Consider the following 22,659-nt stretch of genomic DNA (forward strand, 5'->3'; position numbering starts at 1 on the left):
GAGTCCTCGATGTGTTCAGCTTGCCCATAAGGTCGACGAGGGGGAGGGTGTAGAGCATGAGCACGGATCAAGCTCCAGCGCTGCGGGATGTGCCTATCGGCCTTCGAGAGACCGGCACGCGACGGGAATTCGACAGCATGGGCGAGGTCGAGGTTCCCGCGGATCGCTACTGGGGATCGCAGACGCAACGGTCCCTGCAGCACTTCTCGATCGGCGACGATCGAATGCCAAAGGCCGTCTACCACGCTTATGGTTTCGTCAAGAAGGCCTGTGCCCTGGTGAATCACGCCGCCGGACGGCTTCCGGCATGGAAGAAAGACGCCATCGTGCGTGCAGCCGACGAGACGATCGACGGCTCGCTGGACGATCACTTTCCCCTGTTTGTCTGGCAGACCGGGTCCGGCACCCAGAGCAACATGAATGTCAACGAGGTGATCTCGAACCGCGCGATCCAGTTGCTGGGCGGGACGCTCGGATCGCAGAAGCCGGTCGGTCCCAACGACGACGTCAACATGGGCCAGTCGTCGAACGATACCTTCCCGACGGCAATGCACATCGCCGCCGTCGCTGAGATCGACGATCGACTCGTGCCGGCAGTCAGCGCTCTCGTCGAGACCATCGAGCGCAAGGCCGACGGCTGGATGGACGTGGTCAAGATCGGTCGCACGCATCTGGAGGATGCGGTGCCCCTGACCGTCGGCCAGGAATGGCACGGCTGGGCGGGCCAGATCCGCGATGCCCTTGCGGAGATCGAGGCGAGCCGGGCCGGGCTCTATCAGCTGGCGGTCGGCGGCACGGCCGTCGGCACCGGCCTGAACGCGCCCAAGGGTTTCTCACGGGACGTTGCCGCCAGGATCGCCGAGCTGACGGGCCGGCCGTTCGTCACCGCGCCCAACAAGTTCGCCGCGCAGGGCTCGCTCGACGCGATGGTTCGGGCGCACGGTGCGCTGCGCAATCTGGCAGTGGCCCTGATGAAGATCGCCAATGACATGCGATGGCTCGCGTCCGGTCCGCGCTGCGGGTTTGCCGAGCTCACCCTGCCGGCCAACGAGCCAGGCTCCTCGATCATGCCCGGCAAGGTCAATCCGACCCAGTGCGAGGCGATGGTGATGATCTGCATCCAGGTCATGGGCAATGACAGCGCCGTCGCCTTCGCGGGCAGCCAGGGCAATTTCCAGCTCAATGCCATGCGGCCCGTCATCATCAACAATTTTCTTCACTCGGCGCGGATACTCGCCGATGGCTGCACGAAATTCCGCGAATACTCGGTCGAGGGGACCGAGATCAATCCCGCCAAGATCCAGGAGTATGTCGATGGCAGCGTGATGCTGGTGACGGCGCTCTCGCCGGTGATCGGCTATCAGAACGCCGCACACATTGCCGAGGAGGCGATTGCCAAGGGCCTCACGCTGAAGCAGGCGGCGCTCGCCTCGGGCAAGGTCGACGAAGCGCTGTTCGACAAGACGGTGCGCCCGATCGACATGGTCGGATCAGGGCTTGCAGGTGCCTGAAGCCGCCGTGCCGTCAGTTGCCGACGCGGCGCATGTCGCGTTGCGTCTGGGTCGGCTGATGCTGACCAACGGGGCCGATACGGAGCATGTCCATGAATCTGTCGTCGCGCTCGCCGGCAGGTGCGGATATCAGGCGCACCTGCTCATAGCTGCCGAGGGGCTCGTCCTCACCCTGGTCAGCGCGGAGGGCTTCCGGACCCGGCTCGGGCCAGCGATCTCCGGCATGACGGTCAACATGAGTGCGCTCGGCGCGCTCGATCGGGTCTGCCGGGTTGGACTTGCGTCGGTGCCTGACATTGCGCTGATCGACCGGCAGCTGGACAAGATCGAAAACGGTGCGCATCGCTATGGTCCCTGGCTGGTCGCCATCGGTATCGGTATCACGGCCGCGGCTCTCGCCAGGCTCTTCGGCGGCAGCTGGTCCGTCGTCGGGATCTCGTTCCTCGTCGGCGTGGTGACGCAGCTTCTGCGCCAGACGTTGGGCGCACACCACACCAACCCGGTCGGCGGAGCGGCGTTGGCGGCTTTCGGTGGCGGATTGTTCGGGGCGTTGGCCATGCGGGTGTTTCCCGGCACGTCGCCGGCGCTCTGCCTCGTCGTCGCGGGCATGATCCTGGTGCCGGGTGTTCCCCTGATCAATGGAGTGCGCGATACGCTCGGCAATCATGTCGGCACCGGCCTTGCGCGCCTTACGCTCGGCACGGCGACCGTCCTTGCGATCGCTCTCGGCCTGTTCCTGGCAGCGGGCTTCGCCGGCGATGCGCTGGCGGTGGCACAGGGCTTTCCGCTTCTGCCGACCGGCGAGGATCTTCTGTTCTCCGCCCTCGCGGGAATAGGCTATGGAATGTTGTTCAACGTGCCCGCGCGCGCCCTCTGGGCCTGCATGGTTTGTGCAATGGCCGGGCACGGCTTGCGCACCGCGGTGGAGCATCTCGGCCTCGAATTGAGCGTCGCTTCTCTGATCGGCGCATTTGCGGCAACGATGCTCGCGCGCGGTTTGGCCCATCGGTTCCGGGTGGCTGCCGTCACGTTCGCCTTTCCCGGCATCGTCGCGATGATTCCCGGAGCCTATGCCTTTCGCGCCGGCATCGGTGGCCTCGACATCATGCGCGCCGGCCGCGACGCGCCGGCCGCGCTCGTGGGCGAAACGATCGGTCTCGCGGTCACCACCATCGTCGTGACGGCAGCCATTGCGATCGGGCTGTGCCTCGCGCTCGCTCTGCCTGTTCCCAAACCGTACCGCTCACTCGAATCGACAGGAGACCCCCGATGATACGCTGCGTGCGCATGTGGACCGGCGAGGATGGCAACTCGCTCTTCGAAGAAGGCTGGATAGATCTCGGTGGTGGCATGCGCGGGGATGCTGTTGGCAAGGCCGTGCCCGCCATCGAGCTCTCCTTTCAGGAAACGCGGTCTGGCGGCTCCTACGAGTGGCATCAGGATCCTGTTCCGAGGTTCGTCATCACCCTCTCGGGCACGCTCGAGTTCGAGACGAAGTCGGGCGCGACCTTCACCATCCGCCCCGGCGACATCCTGCTCGCACAGGACAACAGCGGTTCCGGTCACACCTGGCGGCTGATCGGCGATGAACCATGGCGGCGGGCGTATGTCGTCTACAAGGAGGGCGCCGCGCTCGGCTTCAGCCCCGCCCGCGGGAGGCAGGTCGTATGAGCACCACCCTGTCCGAGACGCCCGACGTCGTCCTGATCGGCGCCGGGATCATGAGCGCGACGCTCGGCACGGTTCTCAAGGAACTGGAGCCGTCCCTGAACATCGCGATGTTCGAGACGCTCGCCGATTGTGCGCAGGAAAGCTCCCAGGCCTGGAACAATGCCGGCACGGGCCACGCGGCCAATTGCGAGCTCAACTATACGCCGCAGCGCGCCGACGGCAGCGTGGACATTTCCAAAGCGCTGGAAGTGAACACCGAGTTCGATCTCTCGCGCCAGCTCTGGTCATATCTCGTCTCGAAAGGCGCGATTCCCGATCCTCACGCCTTCATTCATTCGTGCCCGCACATGAGCTTCGTCTGGGACGACGCAAATGTCGCGTTCCTGCGCGAACGCTATCGCGCGATGTCGGCGCATCATTGCTACCACGGCATGGAGTACAGCGAGGATCACGGGAAGATCGCCGATTGGGCGCCGCTCACGATCGAGGGGCGCGATGCCGGGCAGGCGGTCGCGGCGACGCGAATCGTCTCCGGCGCCGATGTCGACTACGGCGCGTTGACCCATCTCCTTGTCGCGCAGCTTTCAGCGCAGTCCGGATTCTCGGTCCATTACCGGCATCGCGTCACGGATCTCGTGCAGTCGGAAGACGGGCGGTGGCGGGTGTCGGTCGAAGATGTCGTCACGCGGGAGATCAAGACGGTTTCCGCGAAGTTCGTCTTCGCCGGCGCCGGCGGCGGCGCGCTCGACCTCCTGCAGAAGTCCGGCATACCCGAGGGGCATGGCTTCGGCGGGTTTCCGGTCAGCGGAGTCTGGCTGCGGTGTGACGTGGACGCCATCAGCGCGCGGCACCATGCAAAGGTCTATGGCAAGGCAGCGCAAGGTTCGCCGCCAATGTCGGTTCCCCATCTCGATACGCGCATGATCGACGGCAAGCGATCGCTGCTCTTTGGGCCTTATGCCGGATTCTCGAGCAAGTTCCTCAAGCATGGATCCTTTTTCGACCTGCCGAAGTCCGTGGAACCGGGCAACATTCTTCCCATGCTGGCGGTGGCTCGCGACAACTGGCAGCTCAGCGAGTATCTGATCGGGCAGGTGTTGCAGACGTCGGCCCATCAGTTCACCGCATTGCAGGGGTTCTTCCCGCGCGCGCAACGTCATGACTGGCGCGATGCGGTCGCCGGACAGCGCGTGCAGATCATCAAGCCCGATCAGCACCGTACCGGCGTGCTGGAGTTCGGCACCGAGCTGGTCGCGAGCGCCGACAAGTCCTTCGTGGCGCTGCTCGGCGCATCGCCGGGGGCGTCGACGGCGGCATTCATCGCGGTCGAGGTTCTCGAGAAATGCTTCGACGACAGGCTCACGCCCGACGGATGGCTTGGTCGTCTCAGGGAGATTATCCCAACCTACGGCATCGACTTGAAGAAAGACGCTGTCGCGTGCCGCGACACCCGTGCAAGCACGGCCAAGACTCTCGGTCTCGAGTTCGTCTGAGGGCCGGCTCACATCCCGGCATGGTCATGAGCGGCTCTGGAGCGCCGAGCTCATCGGCGCTTTGGTGGGCAAGCCAACATGACCCTCGTCCTGAGAGCTTGTGAATCTTTCAGACTGCTGGGAGCGCGGCTCTCCAGAGCCGCTCATGGAATGTTGCAACTAACGTATATGAGCGGCTCTGGAGAGCCGCGCTCCCAGCAGCATGACAATGAAAGTGGGTTGCGCGGACAAAATTCACAGGCTCTGATGGACAAGGTTCCCGGGTGACCTTTGAGCCAAGGCCAGGGCCTATGAGAGCCGCGCTTCCGGCGAAGACGGGTCAGGGCGGCGGGGCGTTGTCGGGGTCGACGGCGCGCACGACGTAGGCATCGGCGGTCGGCTGGTAGAGCTCCCACAGGAAGCGCAGCTGCACGAGGGGCTGCGGGTCGAGGTCGACGCGGAGGTCGACGTACGGGAAGCTCTCCCTGTGCGCGACGACGAGGCCGGCGGATTTCACCTGCTTCAGCTCGCCGCCCGCCGCCTCGCCGGCTTCGATCGCGCGCAGGAGCCGTTCGGCCAGCGGCTGATCGGCGTTGGTCTCGAACGTCTCGACCATCGCATCGACGACGCCGGTGTTGCGCAGGATGTTGCCGATCGCCACGCAGTCGCGCCCGACCTGGCCCTTGGCGACCGAGCTGATCCTGTCGCCGTTGAAGAACGCGCCCGGTCCATCGGCGCCGATCACGGCGAGCTGCCGCCAGCCGATGCCCGGCTCGCTCGCCGCGAGATCGCGCACGATCGCCTCGGGCGCGGCGCCCTGCGCGAGCCGTTCGAGCATCTTCGGCCCGAGGCGCGGGTCGGTGCGATGCTGCGTCAGCGCGGCGCCGACGCCCGCGGTCGCGTAGGCGCATCGGCTGCCGACCGACATCGAGGAGGTGGTGACGACGGCGCCCAGCATTCCGGTGCGGGGGCAGCGGCCGGCGATGGAGAAGGTCATGACGAAGTCTCCTGCGCGCGTTCGAACGGATCGGCCGGCCGGGCCAGTCCCATATTGTCGCGCAATGTCGGACCCGGATAGTCGAGCGGACGCAGGCCGCGGCGCTGCAGCTCCGGCACGACCAGCTCGACGAAGTCGCGCAGGCTGCGCGGCTGCACCGGCATCGACAGCATGAATCCGTCACACGCCCGGCTCGTGTACCAATCCTCCAGGAAGTCGGCGACCTGTCCCGGATCGCCCTTCACCATGTTGCCGCCCATCGAGGACAGCACGCGCTGAGAGGTCGCGCGCACGCTGAGGCCGTCGCGCTGCGCCATCTCGACGACCGAACGGCCGATCGCGGTGCCGCCTACGCTTTCTCCCGGGCCGCGTGGCATCGGGCCGTCGAGCGGTGCCTCGGTCACGTCGAAGCCGACCAGCTTCGACAGGTAGCTGACGGCGAGCGGCGGCGGGATCAGCGCCTGCAGCTCCTCATAGAGCGCGTCGGCCTCCGCCGCGGTGCGGCCGACGAACACGCTGAGCGCCGGCAGGATCTTCAGCGCATCGGTGGGGCGGCCATACTTCGCCATCCGCCCCTTGATGTCGGCATATTCCCGCTGCGCGTCGGCCTTGCTGCTCGCGGTGCCGAACAATCCCTCGCCGCCGTAGGCCGCCAGTTCCTTGCCGGCGTCGGACTGGCCGGCCATGAAGACGACCGGCTGGCCCTGTGGCGTGCGCGCGACGTTGAGCGGTCCCTTGACCGCGAAATGCTTGCCGCGATGATTGGCGAGCCGCACCCGCGCCGGATCGAGATAGCGGCCGGTCGCCTTGTCCTCGAGGAACGCGTCGGTCGCCCACGAGTCCCACAGCCTGCGCACGACATCGAGGCTCTCCCGCGCGCGCTCGTAGCGTTCGATCCGCCCCATGTGCTCGTCGCGCCCGAAGTTCTTGGCGTCCTCGACATACTGCGTCGTCACCAGGTTCCAGCCCGAGCGGCCGGCGCTGAGATGATCGAGCGAGGCGAACTTGCGCGCGATGGTGAACGGCTCCTCGTAGCTGGTGGTCGCCGTCGCCACCAGGCCGATCCGGCTGGTGTGCTGCGCCACGGCCGCGAACAGCGTCACCGGCTCGAACACCGCCGGCCGGTCGGACGGGCTGTTGGCGGCGAACAGCGCCGGCTTGTCCATCTGGCGCACGCCGTTGCCGTCGGCCAGGAACATCAGGTCGAGCTTGCCGCGCTCGGCGATCTTGGCCATCTCGACCATGCAGGAGAGCTGCATGGCGGTCGTGGGAAACGAATCCTTGTGCCGCCATCCGGCGAGATGCCCGCCGAGCGCGCCGCCCGTGAAGCCGAGCACCATCATGAAGCGAACTCCTTCACTGTCTCGCTTTCCTCCCTGCGCGCAGCGCGGGGAGGTGCCCCGCAGGGGCGGAGGGGTCATGGGCCACGGTATCGGTGCGGCCCATGACCCCTCCGTCGCGGATTACCGCGCCACCTCCCCGCGCTGCGCGCAGGGAGGAGCGTGAGCCTACGTCACCGGACATGGCTTCGCGTGCCAGATCTCCGTCGCGTACTGCGCGATGGTCCGGTCGCTGGAGAACTTCCCCGAACCGGCGACGTTGAGGATCGCCTTGCGCGCCCAGGCGTCGCGATCGGCATACAGCGCGCAGGCCGCGCGGTCCGCGTCGAGATAGGCGGGGAGGTCGGCGAGATGCATGAAGCGGTCGCCGTTCTTCAGCAGCGTGTCGTGGATCAGGGTGAAGGCGCCACGCTCGTTGCGGCTGAAATAGTTGCTGTCGATCAGGTCGAGCGCCTCGCGCGTCTCGCGCTGATTCTCGTAGTGCCAGAACGGATTGTACCAGGCGCGGCTGTCGGCGACCTGCTGCGCGGTGAGCCCGAAGAGGAAGAAGTTCTCCTCGCCGGCCTCCTCGGCCATCTCTATCGTGGCGCCGTCGCGCGTGCCGAGGGTCAGCGCCCCGTTCATCATGAACTTCATGTTGCTGGTGCCGCTGGCCTCGAAGCCGGCCGTCGAGATCTGGTTCGAGATGTCCGCCGCCGGCAGCAGCCGTTCGGCCAGCGAGACGCAATATTCCGGCAGGAAGACGACCTTGATCCGCCCGCGGACCGCGCGGTCGCCGTCGATCGTGCCGGCCAGGTTGTTCACGAACTTGATGATCAGCTTGGCGAGGTGATAGCTCGGCGCCGCCTTGCCGCCGAAGAAGAACGTGCGCGGCGCCATGTCGAGGTTTGGGTTGGCGCGCAGCCGATTGTACAGCACGACGACCCGCAGCGCGTTGAGCAATTGCCGCTTGTACTCGTGGATGCGCTTGATCTGGCAGTCGAAGATGCTGTCGGGATCGACCATCTGGTCGGAAGTCTCCTTGAACCAGCTGGCGAAGCGCGCCTTGGCGTCGCGCTTGGCCTGCAGGAACGAGCGGCGGAATGCGGCGTCGTCGGCAGCCGGCTTGAGCCTCGCGATCTTGGCGAAATCGGTCGTCCAGCCGTCGCCGATGACATCGGTGATGGCGGTCGACAGCGCGGGATTGGCCAGCAGCAGCCAGCGCCGCGGCGTGACGCCGTTGGTCTTGTTGTTGAAGCGGCCGGGGAAGATCTCCGCCAGGTCGCGCACCGTCGTCGTGCGCAGGATCCCGGAATGGATCGCGGCGACGCCGTTCGTGCTGTGCGAGCCGACGATCGCGAGGTTGGCCATGCGGACCCTTTTCTGCGGCCCTTCCTCGATCAGGCTCACGCGCGAGACGCGGCCCTCGTCGCCGGGAAAGCGGCGTCGTACGTCGTCGAGGAAGCGCTGGTTGATCTCGTAGATGATCTCCAGATGGCGCGGCAGCATCACCTGGAAGTAGCGCACCGGCCATTTTTCCAGCGCTTCCGGCAGCAGCGTATGGTTCGTGTAGGCGAGGGTGCGCTGGGTGAGGTCCCACGATCGCTCCCAGCCGAGCTTCACCTCGTCGAGCAGGATCCGCATCAGCTCCGGCACAGCCAGGGTGGGATGGGTATCGTTGAGCTGGATGGCGACCTTGTCTGGCAGCAGGTTCCAGTCCTGATTGTCGCGGCGGAAGCGGCGCACGAGATCGGCCAGCGAGCAGGCGACCAGGAAGTACTCCTGGGCGAAGCGAAGCCCCTGTCCAAGCTCGGTGGAGTCATTCGGATAGAGAACGCGGGTCAGGGTCTGCGCGGCAATGCTGCCGGTCAGCGCGCCCACGAAGTCGCCCGAGCTGAAGTCCTCGAAGTCGAAATAGTCCTGCGCTGCCGCGCCCCACAGCCGCAGGCTGTTGATCGTCTTGCCGCCGAAGCCCACCACCGGCCGGTCATAGGGAATGCCGATCAGGGTCGAGGGACGCCTGGGTATGATCCGCAGGTTGCCCCGATGCATCTCGAAGGTGCAGCCGAGCGTGACCTCCACGGCCTGGCTGCGGCGCGAGATTTCCCAGGGGTCCTGCCGCCGCAGCCAGTTGTCCGGCTGTTCGCGCTGCCAGCCGTTCTCGATCGACTGCCGGAACATGCCGTACTCGTAGCGCAGCCCGTAGCCCATCGCGGGGAGCTCCAGGGTCGCCATCGAATCGAGGAAGCATGCGGCCAGCCGACCGAGGCCGCCATTGCCGAGCCCGGGATCGGGTTCCTGCTCGACCAGGCCAAGCCAGTCCAGATTGCTCTCGAGCAGGCTCTGCTCGATGGGCTGCTGCAGCATCAAATTCGTGACATTGTTGGCGAGCGACCGGCCGATCAGGAACTCCATCGACATGTAGTAGATGCGCTTGGGGTTCTGCTGATCGTAGGTCCGCTGGGTCTTGATCCAGCGCCGGGCGAGGAGGTCGCGGACCGAACGGGCCAGTGCCTCGAAGCGCTGCCGATCGTAGGCGCCGGACGGCTCGACCACGGCATCGGACAACAGATGACGCTCGAACAGCGCGTCGGCCCGGCCGGAAAACGGAATGGAGCCGAAATCGTGAAAGGCGGCCTCGTTCATGATGTTCTCTCGTAAGCTGTTCAGTTGCCGCAGCTTGCGACGTTGGTCGAAGAGAGGCACGTTCCCGACGTCGATTGCAAGCGCGCCGCGATCGATGCGGCGTGATCATGACGCGACCTCTTTATTTGCCTCGTTATTCCTCCCTGCGCGCAGCGCGGGGAGGTGCCCCGAAGGGGCAGAGGGGTCATGGGCTACGCATCGGTGCAGCTCATGATCTGATCATGCTCTTCCGGACCGCGAGCGTCCCGCTCGCTCGGATTCATGAGCGAGCGGGACGCTCGCGGTCCGGAAGAGCATGATTGCGCAGCACCGACGCGCCGCCTCCCGATGCTGCGCACAGGGAGAAAAATGAGTCATCACCCCGGATTCGCCAGGTTCTCGCGTAACGTCCGTCCGGCATATTCCCGCCGCAGCAGACCGCGGCGCTGCAGCTCGGGCGTCACCATGCGGGCGAACTCCTCGTAGGTCAGCGGGAACACCGTCGGCGGCAGGACGAAGCCGTCGCAGGCGCCGCCGGTGAACCAGTCTTCCATCTGGTCGGCGATCATCGCCGGCGTACCGGCCAGCAGGCCGCGCGGCTTGCGCACGGCGGCGGCGAAGCTGATGCCCTGGGCGCGGGCGAGCTGTGCCATGCGGTCGCGCGAGCCCGCGATGCCCTGGTTGCCGGCCTCGCGCTCGGCCTGTTCGGCCGTCTCGACGTGGCTCAGGTCGACGCCGAGAAGCTGGGAGGAGGAGGCGAGCACCAGCTCCGGATCGATCAGGCTGTCGAGGAACTCGGCCTTCTCGCGGGCGATCGATTCGGTCTCGCCGATCACCACCGAGAGCGTCGGCAGGATCGCGCAGCTCGCGGGATCGCGGCGCCGGGCGGTCAGGCGGGCATGCATGTCGGCGCGGAACTCGATCGCGTCGGCCTTGGTCGCCGGCGTGCAGAAGATCATGTCGGCCCAGCGCGCGGCGCACTCGCGCCCGCGCGGCGACGATCCGGCCTGGAGGATCAGCGGCCGGCCCTGCGGGCTGCGCGGGATCGACAGCGGCCCGCGCGTGCGGACGTAGGGGCCGACATGGTCGGCGTAGCGGATCTTGCTCGCATCGGCGAACACGCCGCTCGCGCGGTCCATCACCATCGCGTCGGCGTCCCAGCAGTCCCACAGCGCGCAGCAGGCTTCGAGCACGTCGTCGGCGCGGTCGTAGCGCTCGGCCTTGGGCGGCACGCCGTCGAGGCCGAAGTTGCGCGCTTCGTAGTCGGTCGCCGAGGTGACGACGTTCCACGCCGCCCGCCCGCGGCTCAAGAGGTCGAGCGAGCCCAGGCTGCGCGCGATCTGGAACGGCGGCAGGAAAGTCGTGGAGATGGTGTTGCCGAGGCCGAGATGCTTGGTCACCCGCGCCATCAGCGGCAGCACCGTCATCGGGTCGAGCAGGCTGGTCTGGCCGCCGCGGCCGATGAAATCGGCAAAGCTGTTCCTGTAGAGGTCGGGCAGGCCCAGCCCGTCGGCGAAGAACGCCGCGTCGAAGCGCGCCTCCTCCAGCACGCGCGCGACATGCTCGTAGCGCTCGGCGTCCCAGATGTCGTCGAGCGGCGACGCCGGATGGCGCCAGGAACTGGCATAGCTCGCGGTGGGCCCTGTCTTGAGGTACGCCACCAGATGCATCTTTCGGATCATCCCGCGGATGGTCGCACGGGAGAGGAGGTGCAAACAACGAGGCTGTGTCAAGGGCGATGGTCGTGGTCTGGCCGCCTTACATATCAAATTTCTTCTTCACAGCGGCGACGAAGGCCTCGGCGCAGTCGACGGCCCAGACGGCGCGCTCGATCGCAACCGACCCGTCGCTGTAGTCGGCAAGCAGGCGAAGCTCCTCAACCTTGCTGAGCTGTTCTCCATGCTCGGCCGGCAGATGGCCCGCCACAATGATCTCCTTGCCGAACATGGCGTAGCAGGCGCGGTTACAGGCGCCGTCGGATCTTCAGCTTGGGAGAGCAGACGTGCGGTTGAAAGCGCCTTCTCGGCTTTGGCGATGTAGCTCTGTGGCGAGTGACGGCGTGTCACAGGTGGATGCCGTCCCGCAGGATGTTGTCGATCAAGGCAGGATTGGAGAAGATTTCAGGGCGCGCCAGCTCCTCGGGCCAGACCGGGAAGCCCTGCACCTTGATCCCGGTTTCCATGAGCGGGACACTCTCTGCCTCTACACATTGGCGACGGCCCTAGGCTTATTGTCTCCGGAGGCGCGCAACTGCAGTCCCGTTCGGATCAGAGTATGCACCTTCCATTGTATCGGACCCCGAAAGATGCAGCTCTTGGAGATATTTGCCGCGTCCCAAACGCAAACTCTCCCCCGCCACTTTCCCTCTCCACGCGCTCACATCCGGTTTTACTGAAAAGCTATTTCCCGTGCTGCCAGAAAGCCTAAAGGAGTCTCCGCCAACCCGTATCGTGTGAACCGTGCCGTCCGCAGTGATGCGCTCGATCACAAAGGCGACACAGAGTTCATAATCAACATTGTAGCCGGCCTGTGTGCCGCGCTGGTCCCCAGACCAGACACCCAAGTACTTGCGGAACTCGGCGGGGACCTCCAAGCTCGGAGTAAGGCTGTAACTGACCTTCTGTCTACACAGGGTGGTCTGGGACTTGGGCGGCACCGCATGCGGCGTGCGGTCCATGGATATCTGATAAGTTCCTCTGTTGCCTGTAAGTGTAAAAGTACCGGTAAGACCGACTGCCGACGGTCGGAGATGGACCTTATTGTTTGCACCTGTCACCAAGTCTAAAACACCATCGTGCAGGGTGCATTTTGCGGGGTAGTCGACTGAGGTGCCGACTTCGTCCCAAGTGCAGGTCAGTGCCTTGTCGGTCTGTGTCACTCCGAGAACTCGACGCCGCTCGCCGCCGTAGTTCTCGATAAGGCCATACCACTTGCCTCTAAGGTCTTGAGCAACGGCCGCCGTCGTCAACATGCAGAGCCCGATCGCCGCAAGTAGCGTTGCCACTCGCTTGGTCAATGGATCGACTGGCCCCCATTTGTCATGGACGTCGAACATCTGTCTCCCCTCTGCCTACGCCTCGTTAGGCGCAGGCTCCGCCATGTCGAACGTGGCGTTGCGTGGTCGCGCTAACCCTCCTGGCCGTGGCACCATGCCATGATTGTGTTGCAGAAGTCGTGACTTTTGCGGTGTTGCTGAATATTGCGTTTGCAGGCGACAGGCCAAGGCACTTGGCAACTCAGACAAGGCAAGAAGCCGAATTGACGGCTTGGTCTATCACCACCGATGGTGCAACTCGCGCAAAGACCTGCCGTTCTGCGTGCCTTGCGTTCAGACAATACCCGGCAGGTCCGCGTTATGGGTATCGGCCATGTGCTCGCAGGAGTTCCTTGCCGGACGCCTCCTGGAGAGATGGCGCCCTTATGCCGCGACGGACGAGGCAGCCAACGCGGCGTCTCCTGCAGACTGCGGGTCATGATCTGAAACATGCCGATATCTCAACGGGGGCGTTCCGTCCTCGTCGTGAATTCCCGCCCCACCGGCGCCACAGGACGGGAGAGGGAAGGCAAAACCCTCGTGCCCGGGCGGGCCGGACATGCAATAGGCATAGGCCCACAGGGCCTCTTCCACGGGGATGGGAAAGTGCTCGATCCGCTCCAGGAGCCAGCGGATCATGTGGCTGAGGATGTTCGGTTGCATGTAGAAAGACGCAAGCAAATGGCATGCCGTTTGCTGCCTGGAGCCGTCATCGGGAGGACCGCCATGGATGTCGTGCAATCTGCTCCGTTCGACCTCGTGCTGCGCGGCGGCAGGGTCATCGATCCCGGGCAAGGCCTCGACGGTCTCCTCGATGTCGGCGTGCGCGCCGGACGCATCGTCGCCGTCGCCAGGAATCTCCCCGGTCCGGCGGTCGAGTCGATCGACGTGCGAGGCAAGCTCGTGCTGCCGGGCATGATCGATACCCACGCGCATGTCTATCGCTACGTCAGCGGCCGCTTCGGGCTCGATGCCGACATGGTCGGCGTCCACTCGGGCGTGACCACGCTGGTCGACCAGGGCGGGCCGTCGGTTCTCACCTTCCCGGGTTTCCGCGAGTTCATCGCCAAGCCGGCCGCGAGCCGCGTGCTCGCCTTCATCTCGGCCTACATGGTGGGCGGGCTCGAAGGCCACTATTACCCCGAGCTCTATCGTCCCGACTGCATCGCCGTCGACGACACGGTGCGGGCGGCGCGCGAGAATGCCGACCTGGTGCGCGGCATCAAGGGCCATGCCGAGATCGGCGGCTTCACGCGCTGGGGCGACGAGGCGATGCGGCGCGCGTCGGAGATCGGCCGCGCGCTCGACCTGCCGCTCTACATCCACTTCGGCCAGCTCTGGCCGCTGCCCGACGACAAGCATCCCTACGACGCCGATGCGGTGCTGCCCGACATGCTAAAGATCCTGCGGCCGGGCGATATCCTGGCGCATCCCTTCACGCGCCATCCCGGCGGCTTCGTCGACCAGCACGGCAAGCTGCATCCGGTGGTGCGCGAGGCGCTGGCGCAGGGGCTGAAGACCGACGTCGGCCACGGCTCGCACTTTTCCTTCAAGATGGCGCGGCTGGTGCTCGACGCCGGCGTCGTGCCCGACACGCTGGGCGCCGACATGCACGGCTACAACACCACGATCCCCAAGCCGCGCGGCACGCCGGACACGCATCCCGACAAGGAGGAGATGCATATGTTCGCCGGCCGCCACAATTTCTCGCTGGCCTCGGCGATGACCAGCATGCTGGCGCTCGGCCTCACGATCGAGCAGGTCGTGCCGATGGTGACGAGCAATTGCGCCGCGATGCTCGGCATGGCCGACGAGATCGGCACGCTGAAGCCCGGCGTCGAGGCCGACATCTCGGTGCTGGCCGACGAGACCGGCCGCTTCGTGCTGCAGGACAACGAGGACACGCAGGTCACCGCCGAGCATTTCATCCGCCCGGTCTTCTGCCTGCGCGCCGGCAAGCGCTTCGATGCCGACGCGGTGATCCTGCCCCAGCCGACGCTGGCCGACGCCGCGTGAGGCTGTGCTGAGACGGGTGTGATGCCTGGGTAGCGTCTGGCAAAGACCTTCCTCCCGGCCGGAGACTCGCCTTCGGAGCAGGGGGGAGGGATAGTCGGAGGGGCGGTGGCGCGCTATTGCCATCGCGGCCTGACCCTGGGGAACCCTTGCACCATTCGACAGACCGCCGTGTTTGCCTGGCGCTCCTTCTCCTGGCCGTGCTGCTGTCGGGAGGCGGTCGATCGGCGCAGGCGCAGGCGCAGGCCGGCGACGCAGGACGGACGATCGCCCAATGGAATGCGACGAACCTGACGTGCAGGAGCGCGACTGCGCCTGCGCTCGACGCGGTTGGGGCCTGCGAGCAGCGGGACACCTTCTCGAAGCTCTTGACCCTGATGGACTATTGTTACGGTCCCACTGAGAAAGCAGGTCCCGCGACCTGGACCCCCTGCGACGCGGCCAAGAAGGCGCAGGACGCGGCGTTGGCCCGGACCACGGCGAGCTTCCACAGGATGCGCGGCGTGTTCGCCCTGTCCGTAAGCCTGAACGGCAACACCAAGTCCTACTTCGTCGTCGATTCGGGGGCCGCAAACGTGCAGATCCCCCAGGAAGTCGCCGACGAGCTGACGCGCAATGGCACGCTCACCCAGGGCGATTTCCTGGGTGAGCGTCGCTTCGTGGTCGCCGATGGTCGGGGTGTTCTCCAGCGCGTCGTCAGGTTGCGGTCCGTCCAGGTTGGCGATCGTACGATGGAGAACGTGCTCGCCGCGGTCGGCGCCCCCCGCAGCCAGGCGCTGCTTGGCCAAAGTCTCCTGCGGCGGCTCAACTGGTGGAAGATCGACAACGTCAGGAATGCCATCGAGCTGGAGTTTACCGGTTCATTCTGAGCAGTGTCGTTTCCCGGCGCGTCGTTGTCTGCAGGTCGGTGCCACGCTGGCGAGCTCGGGTCTCGCCGAGCAGGCACCTTGATCAAGATCAAGGCATCACATTGGGCAGCGCCGTATCGTCAACCTGACCGCGTCACGTTTGCGGCCAGCCGCTCACCCTGCGTGAGAAGCCTCGAAGAGGAGAAGAGAATGAATATGCGCACCATCGTAGTCGCCGGCTTCGCGTTGGCGTCGATCAGTGTCATGGCGCTGTGCGTTCAAGCACAGACGCCGCCGCCTCCCGCCCCGTCACCCGCCTTCGAGCGCGCCTTCCTGAGCGAGATGGACGCGGCGACCCGCGCCGAAGTGGAAAAGCGCGCTACCGGCGGCAACACCGTTTCCGGTGTCATCGCGACGATCCTGCTCAACAGCAACCAGGTGGCGGCGCACGGCCAGCCTGGCGCTCTCACGGTCATCGCAGTCGATGGCATGCGCGGCGTGGTGGTGATCCAGAAAGCACCCAACCAGTATGTGCCGATGCGTTACGATCCGAAGACACTGAAGGTTTACTGAGCAGTGGTCGGCGCGGAGGGGCCCGACGGCGGGTTCCTCCGCGCCGGTCTCCTCGATAGCCGACCGTAGGAGACGCGTCTTCGAAGCCGACGCCGTGATCTTGACCCAACCGACCCTGGCCGGCGCCGCATGACGCCGGGAGCGCGGCTCTCCAGGGCCGCTGGCTTTGCGGATCTTCCTCCTCCCGCGTATGACGGGGGAGGAGGAGGAAGCCAATGTTAGCGCCTATTAGAGCCGCGCTCCCGGCGATGAGCGGCTTCGGCGTCGGCGCGTCGCTCCGGCGCAAGGAAGACGCGCGGTTCCTCCATGGACTCGGGCGCTTCGTCGGCGACATCACGCGGCCGGGCATGCTCGAGGTCGCGTTCCTGCGCAGCCCTGTCGCGCACGCGAGGCTGCGCGGCGTGGCCAAGCCGGCGGGCGCGGAGAAGCGGGTCTTCACGATCGGCGATCTCGACGGGGTCGGGACCATCCGCGCCAACTCCGCGCTGCCGGGCTTTCGCGCGTCGGAGCAGCCGGCGCTCGCCAAGGGCAAGCTGCGTCACGTCGGCGAGGCGATCGCGGCGTGTGTCGCGGAGAGTCGTGCGGCCGCCGAGGACCTCGCGGCGGCCTGCGTTCTCGACTACGAGGCGCTGCCCGCCGTCCACGACATGCTGGCCGCGCTGCTGCCGGACCAGCCGCTGGTCCACGATCACTGGTCGATGAATGCCTTCCTCGAGACGCGGCGCGACGACGACGTGTCGGGGCTCGATGCCGTCGCCGCGGCGAAGGTGACGCGCACCCTGCGCACCTCGCGCCAGAGCATGGCGCCGATCGAGGGCAGGGGCGTGCTGGCCGAGTGGGACCCGCGGCTGGAACAGCTCATCGTCACGACCTCGACGCAGATGCCGCATGTGACGAAGACCGGCCTGGCCGACTGTCTCGGGCTCGACGAAGGCCAGGTGCGTATCGTCTCGCCCGATGTCGGCGGCGGCTTCGGCTACAAGGGCATCCTGCTGCCCGAGGAGATCGTCTGCGGCAGCCTCGCGATCCGGCTCGGCCGGCCGGTGCGCTGGCTCGAGGACCGCTTCGAGCAGCTCAGCGCCGGTGCGAACTGCCGCGAGCACCACTACGTCGTCACCGCCTGGGCCGATGCGGCCGGCAAGCTGCTCGGCGTCGAGTGCGAGGCGGTCGTCGATGCCGGCGCCTATTCCTCCTATCCGTTCGGCGCCTGCCTCGAGGCGGCGCAGGTCGGATCGATCCTGCCGGGACCGTACGTGCTGCCGTTGCTGCGCTGCCACACCGTGTCGGCCTGCACCAACAAGCCGCCGATCCTGCCCTATCGCGGCGTGGCGCGGACCGGCGTGTGCTACGCGATGGAGACCACGCTCGATGCGCTGGCCCGCCAGCTCGGCATCACGGCAGAGGCGATCCGGCTCGCCAACCTCGTGCCGCCGGAGGCGATGCCGTACCGCAACCTGGTCGGCAAGGTGTTCGACAGCGGCGACTATCCCGAATCGCTGCGCCGCGCGGTGGCGGCGATCGATGTCGCCGCGATCCGTCGGCGTCAGGCGGCGGGCGAGACGGTGGGCGTCGGCCTCGCCACCTTCTGCGAGCAGGGCGCGCATGGCACCTCGGTCTATCACGCCTGGGGCATCCCGTTCGTGCCGGGCTTCGAGCAGGCCCAGGCGCGGCTCGCGCCGGACGGCGTGCTGGAGCTGCGCGTCGGCGTGCACAGCCACGGGCAGGGGATGGAGACGACGCTCGCCCAGGTCGCGCACGAGATCCTCGGCATCCATCCCGACAAGGTGCGCGTGGTCCACGGCGACACCGCGCTCACGCCCTATTCGACCGGCACGTGGGGCAGCCGGGCGATGGTCATGGCCGGCGGCGCCGTCGCGGAGGCCTGCCGCCAGCTCGGCGAGCGGATCGCCGCGATCGGGGCGGCGCTGATGCAGGTCGGGGCGGCGGACGTCGAGTTCGCCGGCGGTACGGTGCGCCGGCGCAACGGCGAAGGGTTCGTCACCATCGCCGATGTCGCGCGCACCTGGTATCGCGCGCCGCAGAACCTTCCGCCTGATGTTAACAAGGGCGGGCTGGAGATCACGGCCGGGTATCGCCCCGATCCCGACACCGGCACGCATTCCTATGCCTGTCACGCCGCCGTCGCACGGGTCGATACGGAAACGGGCGCCGTCGTGCTCGAGGACTACGTGATCGTCGAGGATGGCGGCCGGCTGGTGAACCCGATGATCGTCGACGGCCAGGTGATGGGCGGCCTGGCGCAAGGCATCGGCACGGCGCTGTATGAGGAGATGCCGTACGACCGCGACGGGCAGCCCCTGGCCGGAACGCTGGCGGATTATCTGCTGCCGGGCACGACCGACGTGCCCGACGTGCGGCTCGATCACATGGAGACGCCGAGCCCGTGGACCACCTTCGGCCAGAAGGGGATCGGCGAGAGCGGCGCGATCGGTCCGCCTGGAGCGATCGTGAATGCGATCAACGATGCGCTCGCCGCGATGGGCGCGGAGGTGTTCGATTTGCCGGCGAGCCCGCCGCGCGTGCTGGCGGCGATCCGAGCCGCGCGGTCGCGAGCATGAAACCCGCCGCCTTCTCCTACGCGCGGCCGCGCGACTGGCCCGAGGCGCTGGCGCTCATCGCGTCGGGCGCGCGCGCGGGTTCAGGGACGCAATCGCTGGGGCCGCTGCTCAACCTGCGGCTCGCCCAGCCCGGCACGATCGCCGATCTGCGTCACCTGCCGGACTATGCCGGCGTCACGCGCGCGGGCGCCGTGCTGCGCGTCGGCGCCGGCACGACCCACGCCGCGATCGAAGACGGCGCCGTCCCCGGCCGCGTCGGCGAGATCATGGCGTCCGTCGCGCGCCGCATCGCCTATCGGCCGGTGCGCAATCGCGGCACGATCGGCGGCAGCCTCGCGCATGCCGATGCTGCGGCGGACTGGGTCGCCGTGCTGCCGGCGCTGGGAGGCACCGCTATCGCGCTCGGGCCTGGCGGAGAAAGACGCATCGCTCTCGCGGGATTCGTGACCGGCATCTTCGAAACGGCGCTTGCGCCAGACGAGCTCCTGCGCGCGGTGGAGGTGCCAGTGTTGCCGCCGACGGCACGCTGGGGGCACTGGAAGTTCTGCCGCAAGGTCGGCGAGTTCTCCAAGGCGACGGCCTGCGTGCTGAGCGTGCCCGGCGCCGCGCCGCGCGCGGTGCTCGGCGCCCTCGACGGGCCGCCGCTCGTGATCGAGGATGCATCGGCGTTGCTGGCCGACACCGAGGCCGAAGCCGCGCGCATCGTCGCGTCGTTTCCGGAGCTCGACGACTGGCGACGTGCCATCGCCCTGACCGCGCTCAGGCGCGCCGTCGCCGCGGTGAAGCAACCATGAGCCGCATCACCGTCTCGCTCACGGTCAATGGCGAAGCGGCGACGGTCGAGGTCGAGCCGCGCGAGCATCTCGCCGACCTGCTGCGCGGCCGGCTGATGCTGACCGGCACGCATATCGGCTGCGAACATGGCGTGTGCGGCGCCTGCACCGTCGAGATCGATGGCGCACCCGCGCGCTCCTGCATCGCGCACGCCGGCAGTTGCGACGGCGCATCGGTGCGAACCATCGGGGGCTTCGGCGACGATGCCGCGATGGCCGCCCTGCGCGAGGCCTTCTCGCGCGAGCATGCCCTGCAGTGCGGCTACTGCACACCCGGCATGCTGGTCGCCGCCCGCGACATCGTCCTGCGCCTGCCCGACGCCGACGAGGCGCGGGTGCGCGAAGAGCTGGCCGGCAACCTCTGCCGCTGCACCGGCTATCGCGGCATCGTCCGCGCCGTCCTCTCCGTGCTCGCCGCGCGACGCGCTCATGCTCTTCCGGACCGCGAGCTTCCCGCCCGCTCATGAGGATGAGCGAGCGAAATGCTCGCGGCCCGGAAGAGATTGAGAATGTGCCAGCCAGGCCTGAGCACGAACGTGCCGATCGCGGCGCCATCCGAGCAGGGCACCATCGGATCGACGCCGATGTCATGGTCGAGCATCATCGCAGGCCACCGCGCCGCCGGTGTGGGAGATATTGAAGGCGAGGTGGCCCACTAGGCGATTGTCCGCTTGCAGTGGCGGCTTGCCAAGCGCCCCGCTGGCGAAGCGCCCCGCTGGCGAAGCGCGACGCTGGCGAAGCGCCACGCGCCGACCGGTCTGTCGGCAAGCTGCTGTAGCGGGCCCGACAGGGCGTGTGCGGCAATAAATTGATGACGGTCGCGTTCGAACACGAAGCGCGCGGCGGGCGTCCGTTCCTCGTCGCCGCGCAGCGTCGTCCAGCGGCTCCACGCGTCATCTGGCACATCGGCGAGGGCGAACCACCAGAGCCCCGCGCGATGGGCGAAAGAGGCTACCAACGCACGGCTCCCGTCGGTACGGTGCCCAATAACCGGTTAAGAGAGATTCCTTTGCGAGAAGTTCTATTACTTGGGCCTTGACCCGGATGATGCCGAAGCGGCTGCACGCTCTTTGCGCAACTCCAAATAAGCTTTGAACAGCGGATGCATCCTGAGCCGGTGCCGGCCACGCTCGGATAGAGGTAGGTCCGCCATGGTCCGAGCGGCACAAAATGCTTCCATAGCGAGGACATTGCCCCAGTGGGCCCTGATTTTGGTGTGATTGGACAGAGTTCCGTTTGAGCCGTGCGCTGAAGCGTTACGGACGCGATAGGTTCCCTTCAGCATTGCTACGCCTGCATCGTCAAAGAGTTCGTGTCCAAGTCGTTCATTCAGCTCGCGTCCTCTGCGGGTGAAGAATTGCTGCTGCGGCTCGCCTTTGATGCCGCTAAGGCGTCCCGTGATCCAGCCGACGTGGTCATCCAGCTTGAATTTCCTCGCCTCCGCAATCGCGGCACCAACAACTTCATCCATTCCCGCGGGCCTGACGGGGCGCTCTACCACCTTCGAAATCGCCTCATGCCAACGGCACGCGTCCAACGCTTGTTCGGCCGAGACGTGATGGAATCGCCGGAGCGCGGCACACATCATTCCCGTCGCGCCCTCCCACTGATTTTGGCGGTCAAGCCAAACCTGCAATACCGCTCGGAGCGCCGCCCGCTCGTCCTCGTCGTCGACAGAGACGGCAATGGGCCGTACGGCACGTGCCATGGGGTTGCTTGCTTTCGATTCCGCCGTGAGCACCCGATACGAATAGCTATTCTCCTCGGCGCCGATGCGCCTGATCAAGATTCCTTCGCTGCGGAGATCGCGCCAGCTCAACAGAGCAAACAGAGCCCGCAGATACCAAATCCGGTCGAGACATTCACCAGGCTCTGCTCCATCGTCAAAGCGAACCGTGAAGCGCGGGTCCTCAGGAGAGTATTTGTTCCGGACAGGATCATGGCCCCACGCGAACGCCAAGCTGACGCATCCTCCGACTACGGGTGCGGTCAAGATCGTGCGATCCGGTGCTGGTTCGTTGTCGAGCGATACTTCCGCGATTTTGCGCGCCAAGTCAGGAGCCCACAAGAAGTCGCAGTCAGGGGTTAGCTGAAAGGATACTGAAAGGGCTCGATCACCCGGCAGCCAGGGGGGTTCGCCGGAGAGCACAAGGTTCGAGATGACGCGTTGACTATGCACCGTGCCTGCGTCGCTGCGACGCCAGGACGGAAGCGCAGAACTGACATCGATATTGTCGAAGAGCGAGACGACCCATCCCTTGGCTGTGTGGAGATAGATCGGCTCGTCGGCATTGATAGAAGGGCACTTGCCGAAGCCGACGAACTCCACCCAAATTTGGTCGGGCTCGATATGAAGTACACCGAACTGGCCACTCTCTCGCTCCTGACAGGCTATCGCATCGCCAATCGCGAGCTCGTCTCCCGTCATCTGCGAACCACCTGCTTTCAGAAAGAAAAAATTACCGCGGGCATCAGCCAAATCGAGAAGCGCGGATTGCTGTCACACCAATTCAACGCGGAGCGTCCTTCCCACGGCGAATGCGGCGCGGCGCAAGGTTGCAAGAGTGACTGACGGGTTCTTCGGATCGAGGAGCCGATCGAGCTGGCGGCGGTCGGTTTTCATGCGCGCGGCCATGGCGGTCTTGGTAAGACCACGCTCTTTCATCGCTTCACGAATCTGGTCCGCGATGATCTCCTTGAGCGCAAGTTCCTCCGTTTCGGCCAGCATGCCTTCGCGATCGAGGAACTCATCGAAGGTCTCATCCCGGGCAACGCGGCCCTTGCCTCTATGCTTTTCCATCAGTCCAACTCCCGTTTGCGCCTGAGCGCGAGGTCGATCTCCTTTGCTGGCGTCTTCTGCGTCTTCTTGATGAAGCCGTGGAGCAGCACCATCTCGTCCGCCACGATGCAGAACATGACCCGTGCGATCGTTCCGTCCGTCAGGTCGCTCCGCACTTCCCATAGCCCGTGCCCAAGCGGGCGGCAGTACGGCATACCGATCGGCCATCCGAACTCGACCTTCTGAATGTCCTTGCCGACAAGACGCCGATCATCGCGCGCCAAGTCCAGCAGCCACTCCTTGACAGGCTTTCGGCCTGTTCCGGTCTCAAAGAACCGGGCTTGCAGTTTCTTGAGGCTCGACGCCATCTAAACTATATGTGTCAAAATTGACACATCCTGTCAA

At 66.2% G+C, this 22,659-nt stretch carries 19 protein-coding genes and 1 pseudogene; 10 read left to right on the plus strand and 10 right to left on the minus strand.

What is annotated here, in order from left to right; genetic code table 11:
- The first annotated feature begins 56 nt into the window (after positions 1 to 56).
- Genes fumC through mqo form a run of 4 tightly spaced genes read left to right on the plus strand, consistent with a single transcriptional unit; the run spans position 57 to position 4,675 of the window.
- The gene (fumC, locus tag ACQY8M_RS20630; protein ID WP_428658963.1) at positions 57 to 1,511 is read left to right on the plus strand and encodes a class II fumarate hydratase; all 1,455 of its coding nucleotides are present in this window, start codon (positions 57 to 59) and stop codon (positions 1,509 to 1,511) included.
- Entirely contained in the window at positions 1,504 to 2,784 is a 1,281-nt protein-coding gene (locus ACQY8M_RS20635; protein ID WP_428675417.1) for a threonine/serine ThrE exporter family protein, read from the plus strand. Before fumC ends, ACQY8M_RS20635 begins: the two co-directional genes overlap by 8 nt.
- Positions 2,781 to 3,182, plus strand: coding sequence for a cupin domain-containing protein (locus tag ACQY8M_RS20640; protein ID WP_428658966.1), 402 nt, complete (start codon positions 2,781 to 2,783; stop codon positions 3,180 to 3,182). Before ACQY8M_RS20635 ends, ACQY8M_RS20640 begins: the two co-directional genes overlap by 4 nt.
- Positions 3,179 to 4,675 carry a malate dehydrogenase (quinone) gene (mqo, locus tag ACQY8M_RS20645; protein WP_428658969.1) on the plus strand — a complete coding sequence of 499 codons (1,497 nt, stop codon included), beginning with the start codon at positions 3,179 to 3,181 and terminating at the stop codon, positions 4,673 to 4,675. Before ACQY8M_RS20640 ends, mqo begins: the two co-directional genes overlap by 4 nt.
- Before the next feature lie 319 nt (positions 4,676 to 4,994).
- Here the strand turns inward: mqo and ACQY8M_RS20650 are convergent, their stop codons facing one another.
- From ACQY8M_RS20650 to ACQY8M_RS20675, 6 genes are all read right to left on the minus strand, one after another.
- Positions 4,995 to 5,651: a DUF1028 domain-containing protein gene (locus ACQY8M_RS20650; protein ID WP_428658972.1), complete on the minus strand. Its 657-nt coding sequence runs from the start codon at positions 5,649 to 5,651 to the stop codon at positions 4,995 to 4,997.
- Positions 5,648 to 6,994, minus strand: coding sequence for an LLM class flavin-dependent oxidoreductase (locus ACQY8M_RS20655; RefSeq protein ID WP_428658975.1), 1,347 nt, complete (start codon positions 6,992 to 6,994; stop codon positions 5,648 to 5,650). The genes ACQY8M_RS20650 and ACQY8M_RS20655 overlap by 4 nt, the downstream gene beginning before the upstream one ends.
- Positions 6,995 to 7,159: 165 nt before the next feature.
- Positions 7,160 to 9,616, minus strand: coding sequence for a glycogen/starch/alpha-glucan phosphorylase (locus tag ACQY8M_RS20660; protein ID WP_428658978.1), 2,457 nt, complete (start codon positions 9,614 to 9,616; stop codon positions 7,160 to 7,162).
- A gap of 356 nt (positions 9,617 to 9,972) precedes the next feature.
- Positions 9,973 to 11,265 carry an NtaA/DmoA family FMN-dependent monooxygenase gene (locus ACQY8M_RS20665; protein WP_428658981.1) on the minus strand — a complete coding sequence of 431 codons (1,293 nt, stop codon included), beginning with the start codon at positions 11,263 to 11,265 and terminating at the stop codon, positions 9,973 to 9,975.
- An 88-nt stretch (positions 11,266 to 11,353) separates the two neighbouring features.
- Positions 11,354 to 11,542 (minus strand): hypothetical protein, encoded by a 189-nt coding sequence (locus tag ACQY8M_RS20670; protein ID WP_428658984.1) that lies wholly within the window; start codon positions 11,540 to 11,542, stop codon positions 11,354 to 11,356.
- 280 nt (positions 11,543 to 11,822) lie between these two features.
- Positions 11,823 to 12,650 carry a hypothetical protein gene (locus ACQY8M_RS20675; protein WP_428658987.1) on the minus strand — a complete coding sequence of 276 codons (828 nt, stop codon included), beginning with the start codon at positions 12,648 to 12,650 and terminating at the stop codon, positions 11,823 to 11,825.
- A 705-nt stretch (positions 12,651 to 13,355) separates the two neighbouring features.
- Here ACQY8M_RS20675 and ACQY8M_RS20680 point away from each other — a divergent pair.
- From ACQY8M_RS20680 to ACQY8M_RS20705, 6 genes and pseudogenes are all read left to right on the plus strand, one after another.
- The gene (locus ACQY8M_RS20680; protein ID WP_428658990.1) at positions 13,356 to 14,645 is read left to right on the plus strand and encodes an amidohydrolase/deacetylase family metallohydrolase; all 1,290 of its coding nucleotides are present in this window, start codon (positions 13,356 to 13,358) and stop codon (positions 14,643 to 14,645) included.
- 146 nt (positions 14,646 to 14,791) lie between these two features.
- Positions 14,792 to 15,511, plus strand: a complete 720-nt coding sequence (locus ACQY8M_RS20685; RefSeq protein ID WP_428658993.1) for a retropepsin-like aspartic protease family protein — start codon at positions 14,792 to 14,794, stop codon at positions 15,509 to 15,511.
- Between the two features lie 78 nt (positions 15,512 to 15,589).
- Positions 15,590 to 16,063 (plus strand): hypothetical protein, encoded by a 474-nt coding sequence (locus ACQY8M_RS20690; protein ID WP_428658996.1) that lies wholly within the window; start codon positions 15,590 to 15,592, stop codon positions 16,061 to 16,063.
- Positions 16,064 to 16,311: 248 nt separating this feature from the next.
- Positions 16,312 to 18,642: a xanthine dehydrogenase family protein molybdopterin-binding subunit gene (locus ACQY8M_RS20695; RefSeq protein WP_428675418.1), complete on the plus strand. Its 2,331-nt coding sequence runs from the start codon at positions 16,312 to 16,314 to the stop codon at positions 18,640 to 18,642.
- Entirely contained in the window at positions 18,639 to 19,436 is a 798-nt protein-coding gene (locus tag ACQY8M_RS20700) for an FAD binding domain-containing protein (RefSeq protein WP_428658998.1), read from the plus strand. Before ACQY8M_RS20695 ends, ACQY8M_RS20700 begins: the two co-directional genes overlap by 4 nt.
- Positions 19,433 to 19,912 (plus strand): annotated as a pseudogene (locus tag ACQY8M_RS20705) ((2Fe-2S)-binding protein); the annotation flags it as partial. The gene ACQY8M_RS20700 and the pseudogene ACQY8M_RS20705, both read left to right, overlap by 4 nt.
- A gap of 218 nt (positions 19,913 to 20,130) precedes the next feature.
- Here ACQY8M_RS20705 and ACQY8M_RS20710 read toward each other — a convergent pair.
- The 4 genes from ACQY8M_RS20710 to ACQY8M_RS20725 all read right to left on the minus strand — a co-directional run bounded on the left by ACQY8M_RS20710 (position 20,131) and on the right by ACQY8M_RS20725 (position 22,622).
- Entirely contained in the window at positions 20,131 to 20,433 is a 303-nt protein-coding gene (locus tag ACQY8M_RS20710) for a hypothetical protein (protein ID WP_428659001.1), read from the minus strand.
- Positions 20,434 to 20,499: 66 nt separating this feature from the next.
- Positions 20,500 to 21,954, minus strand: coding sequence for a hypothetical protein (locus ACQY8M_RS20715; protein ID WP_428659003.1), 1,455 nt, complete (start codon positions 21,952 to 21,954; stop codon positions 20,500 to 20,502).
- 21 nt (positions 21,955 to 21,975) lie between these two features.
- The gene (locus ACQY8M_RS20720; RefSeq protein WP_428659006.1) at positions 21,976 to 22,275 is read right to left on the minus strand and encodes an XRE family transcriptional regulator; all 300 of its coding nucleotides are present in this window, start codon (positions 22,273 to 22,275) and stop codon (positions 21,976 to 21,978) included.
- The gene (locus ACQY8M_RS20725) at positions 22,275 to 22,622 is read right to left on the minus strand and encodes a type II toxin-antitoxin system RelE/ParE family toxin (protein WP_428659009.1); all 348 of its coding nucleotides are present in this window, start codon (positions 22,620 to 22,622) and stop codon (positions 22,275 to 22,277) included. The genes ACQY8M_RS20720 and ACQY8M_RS20725 overlap by 1 nt, the downstream gene beginning before the upstream one ends.
- Positions 22,623 to 22,659: the final 37 nt, after the last annotated feature.

This window comes from Reyranella sp., assembly GCF_965279465.1.
GTDB lineage: Bacteria > Pseudomonadota > Alphaproteobacteria > Reyranellales > Reyranellaceae > Reyranella.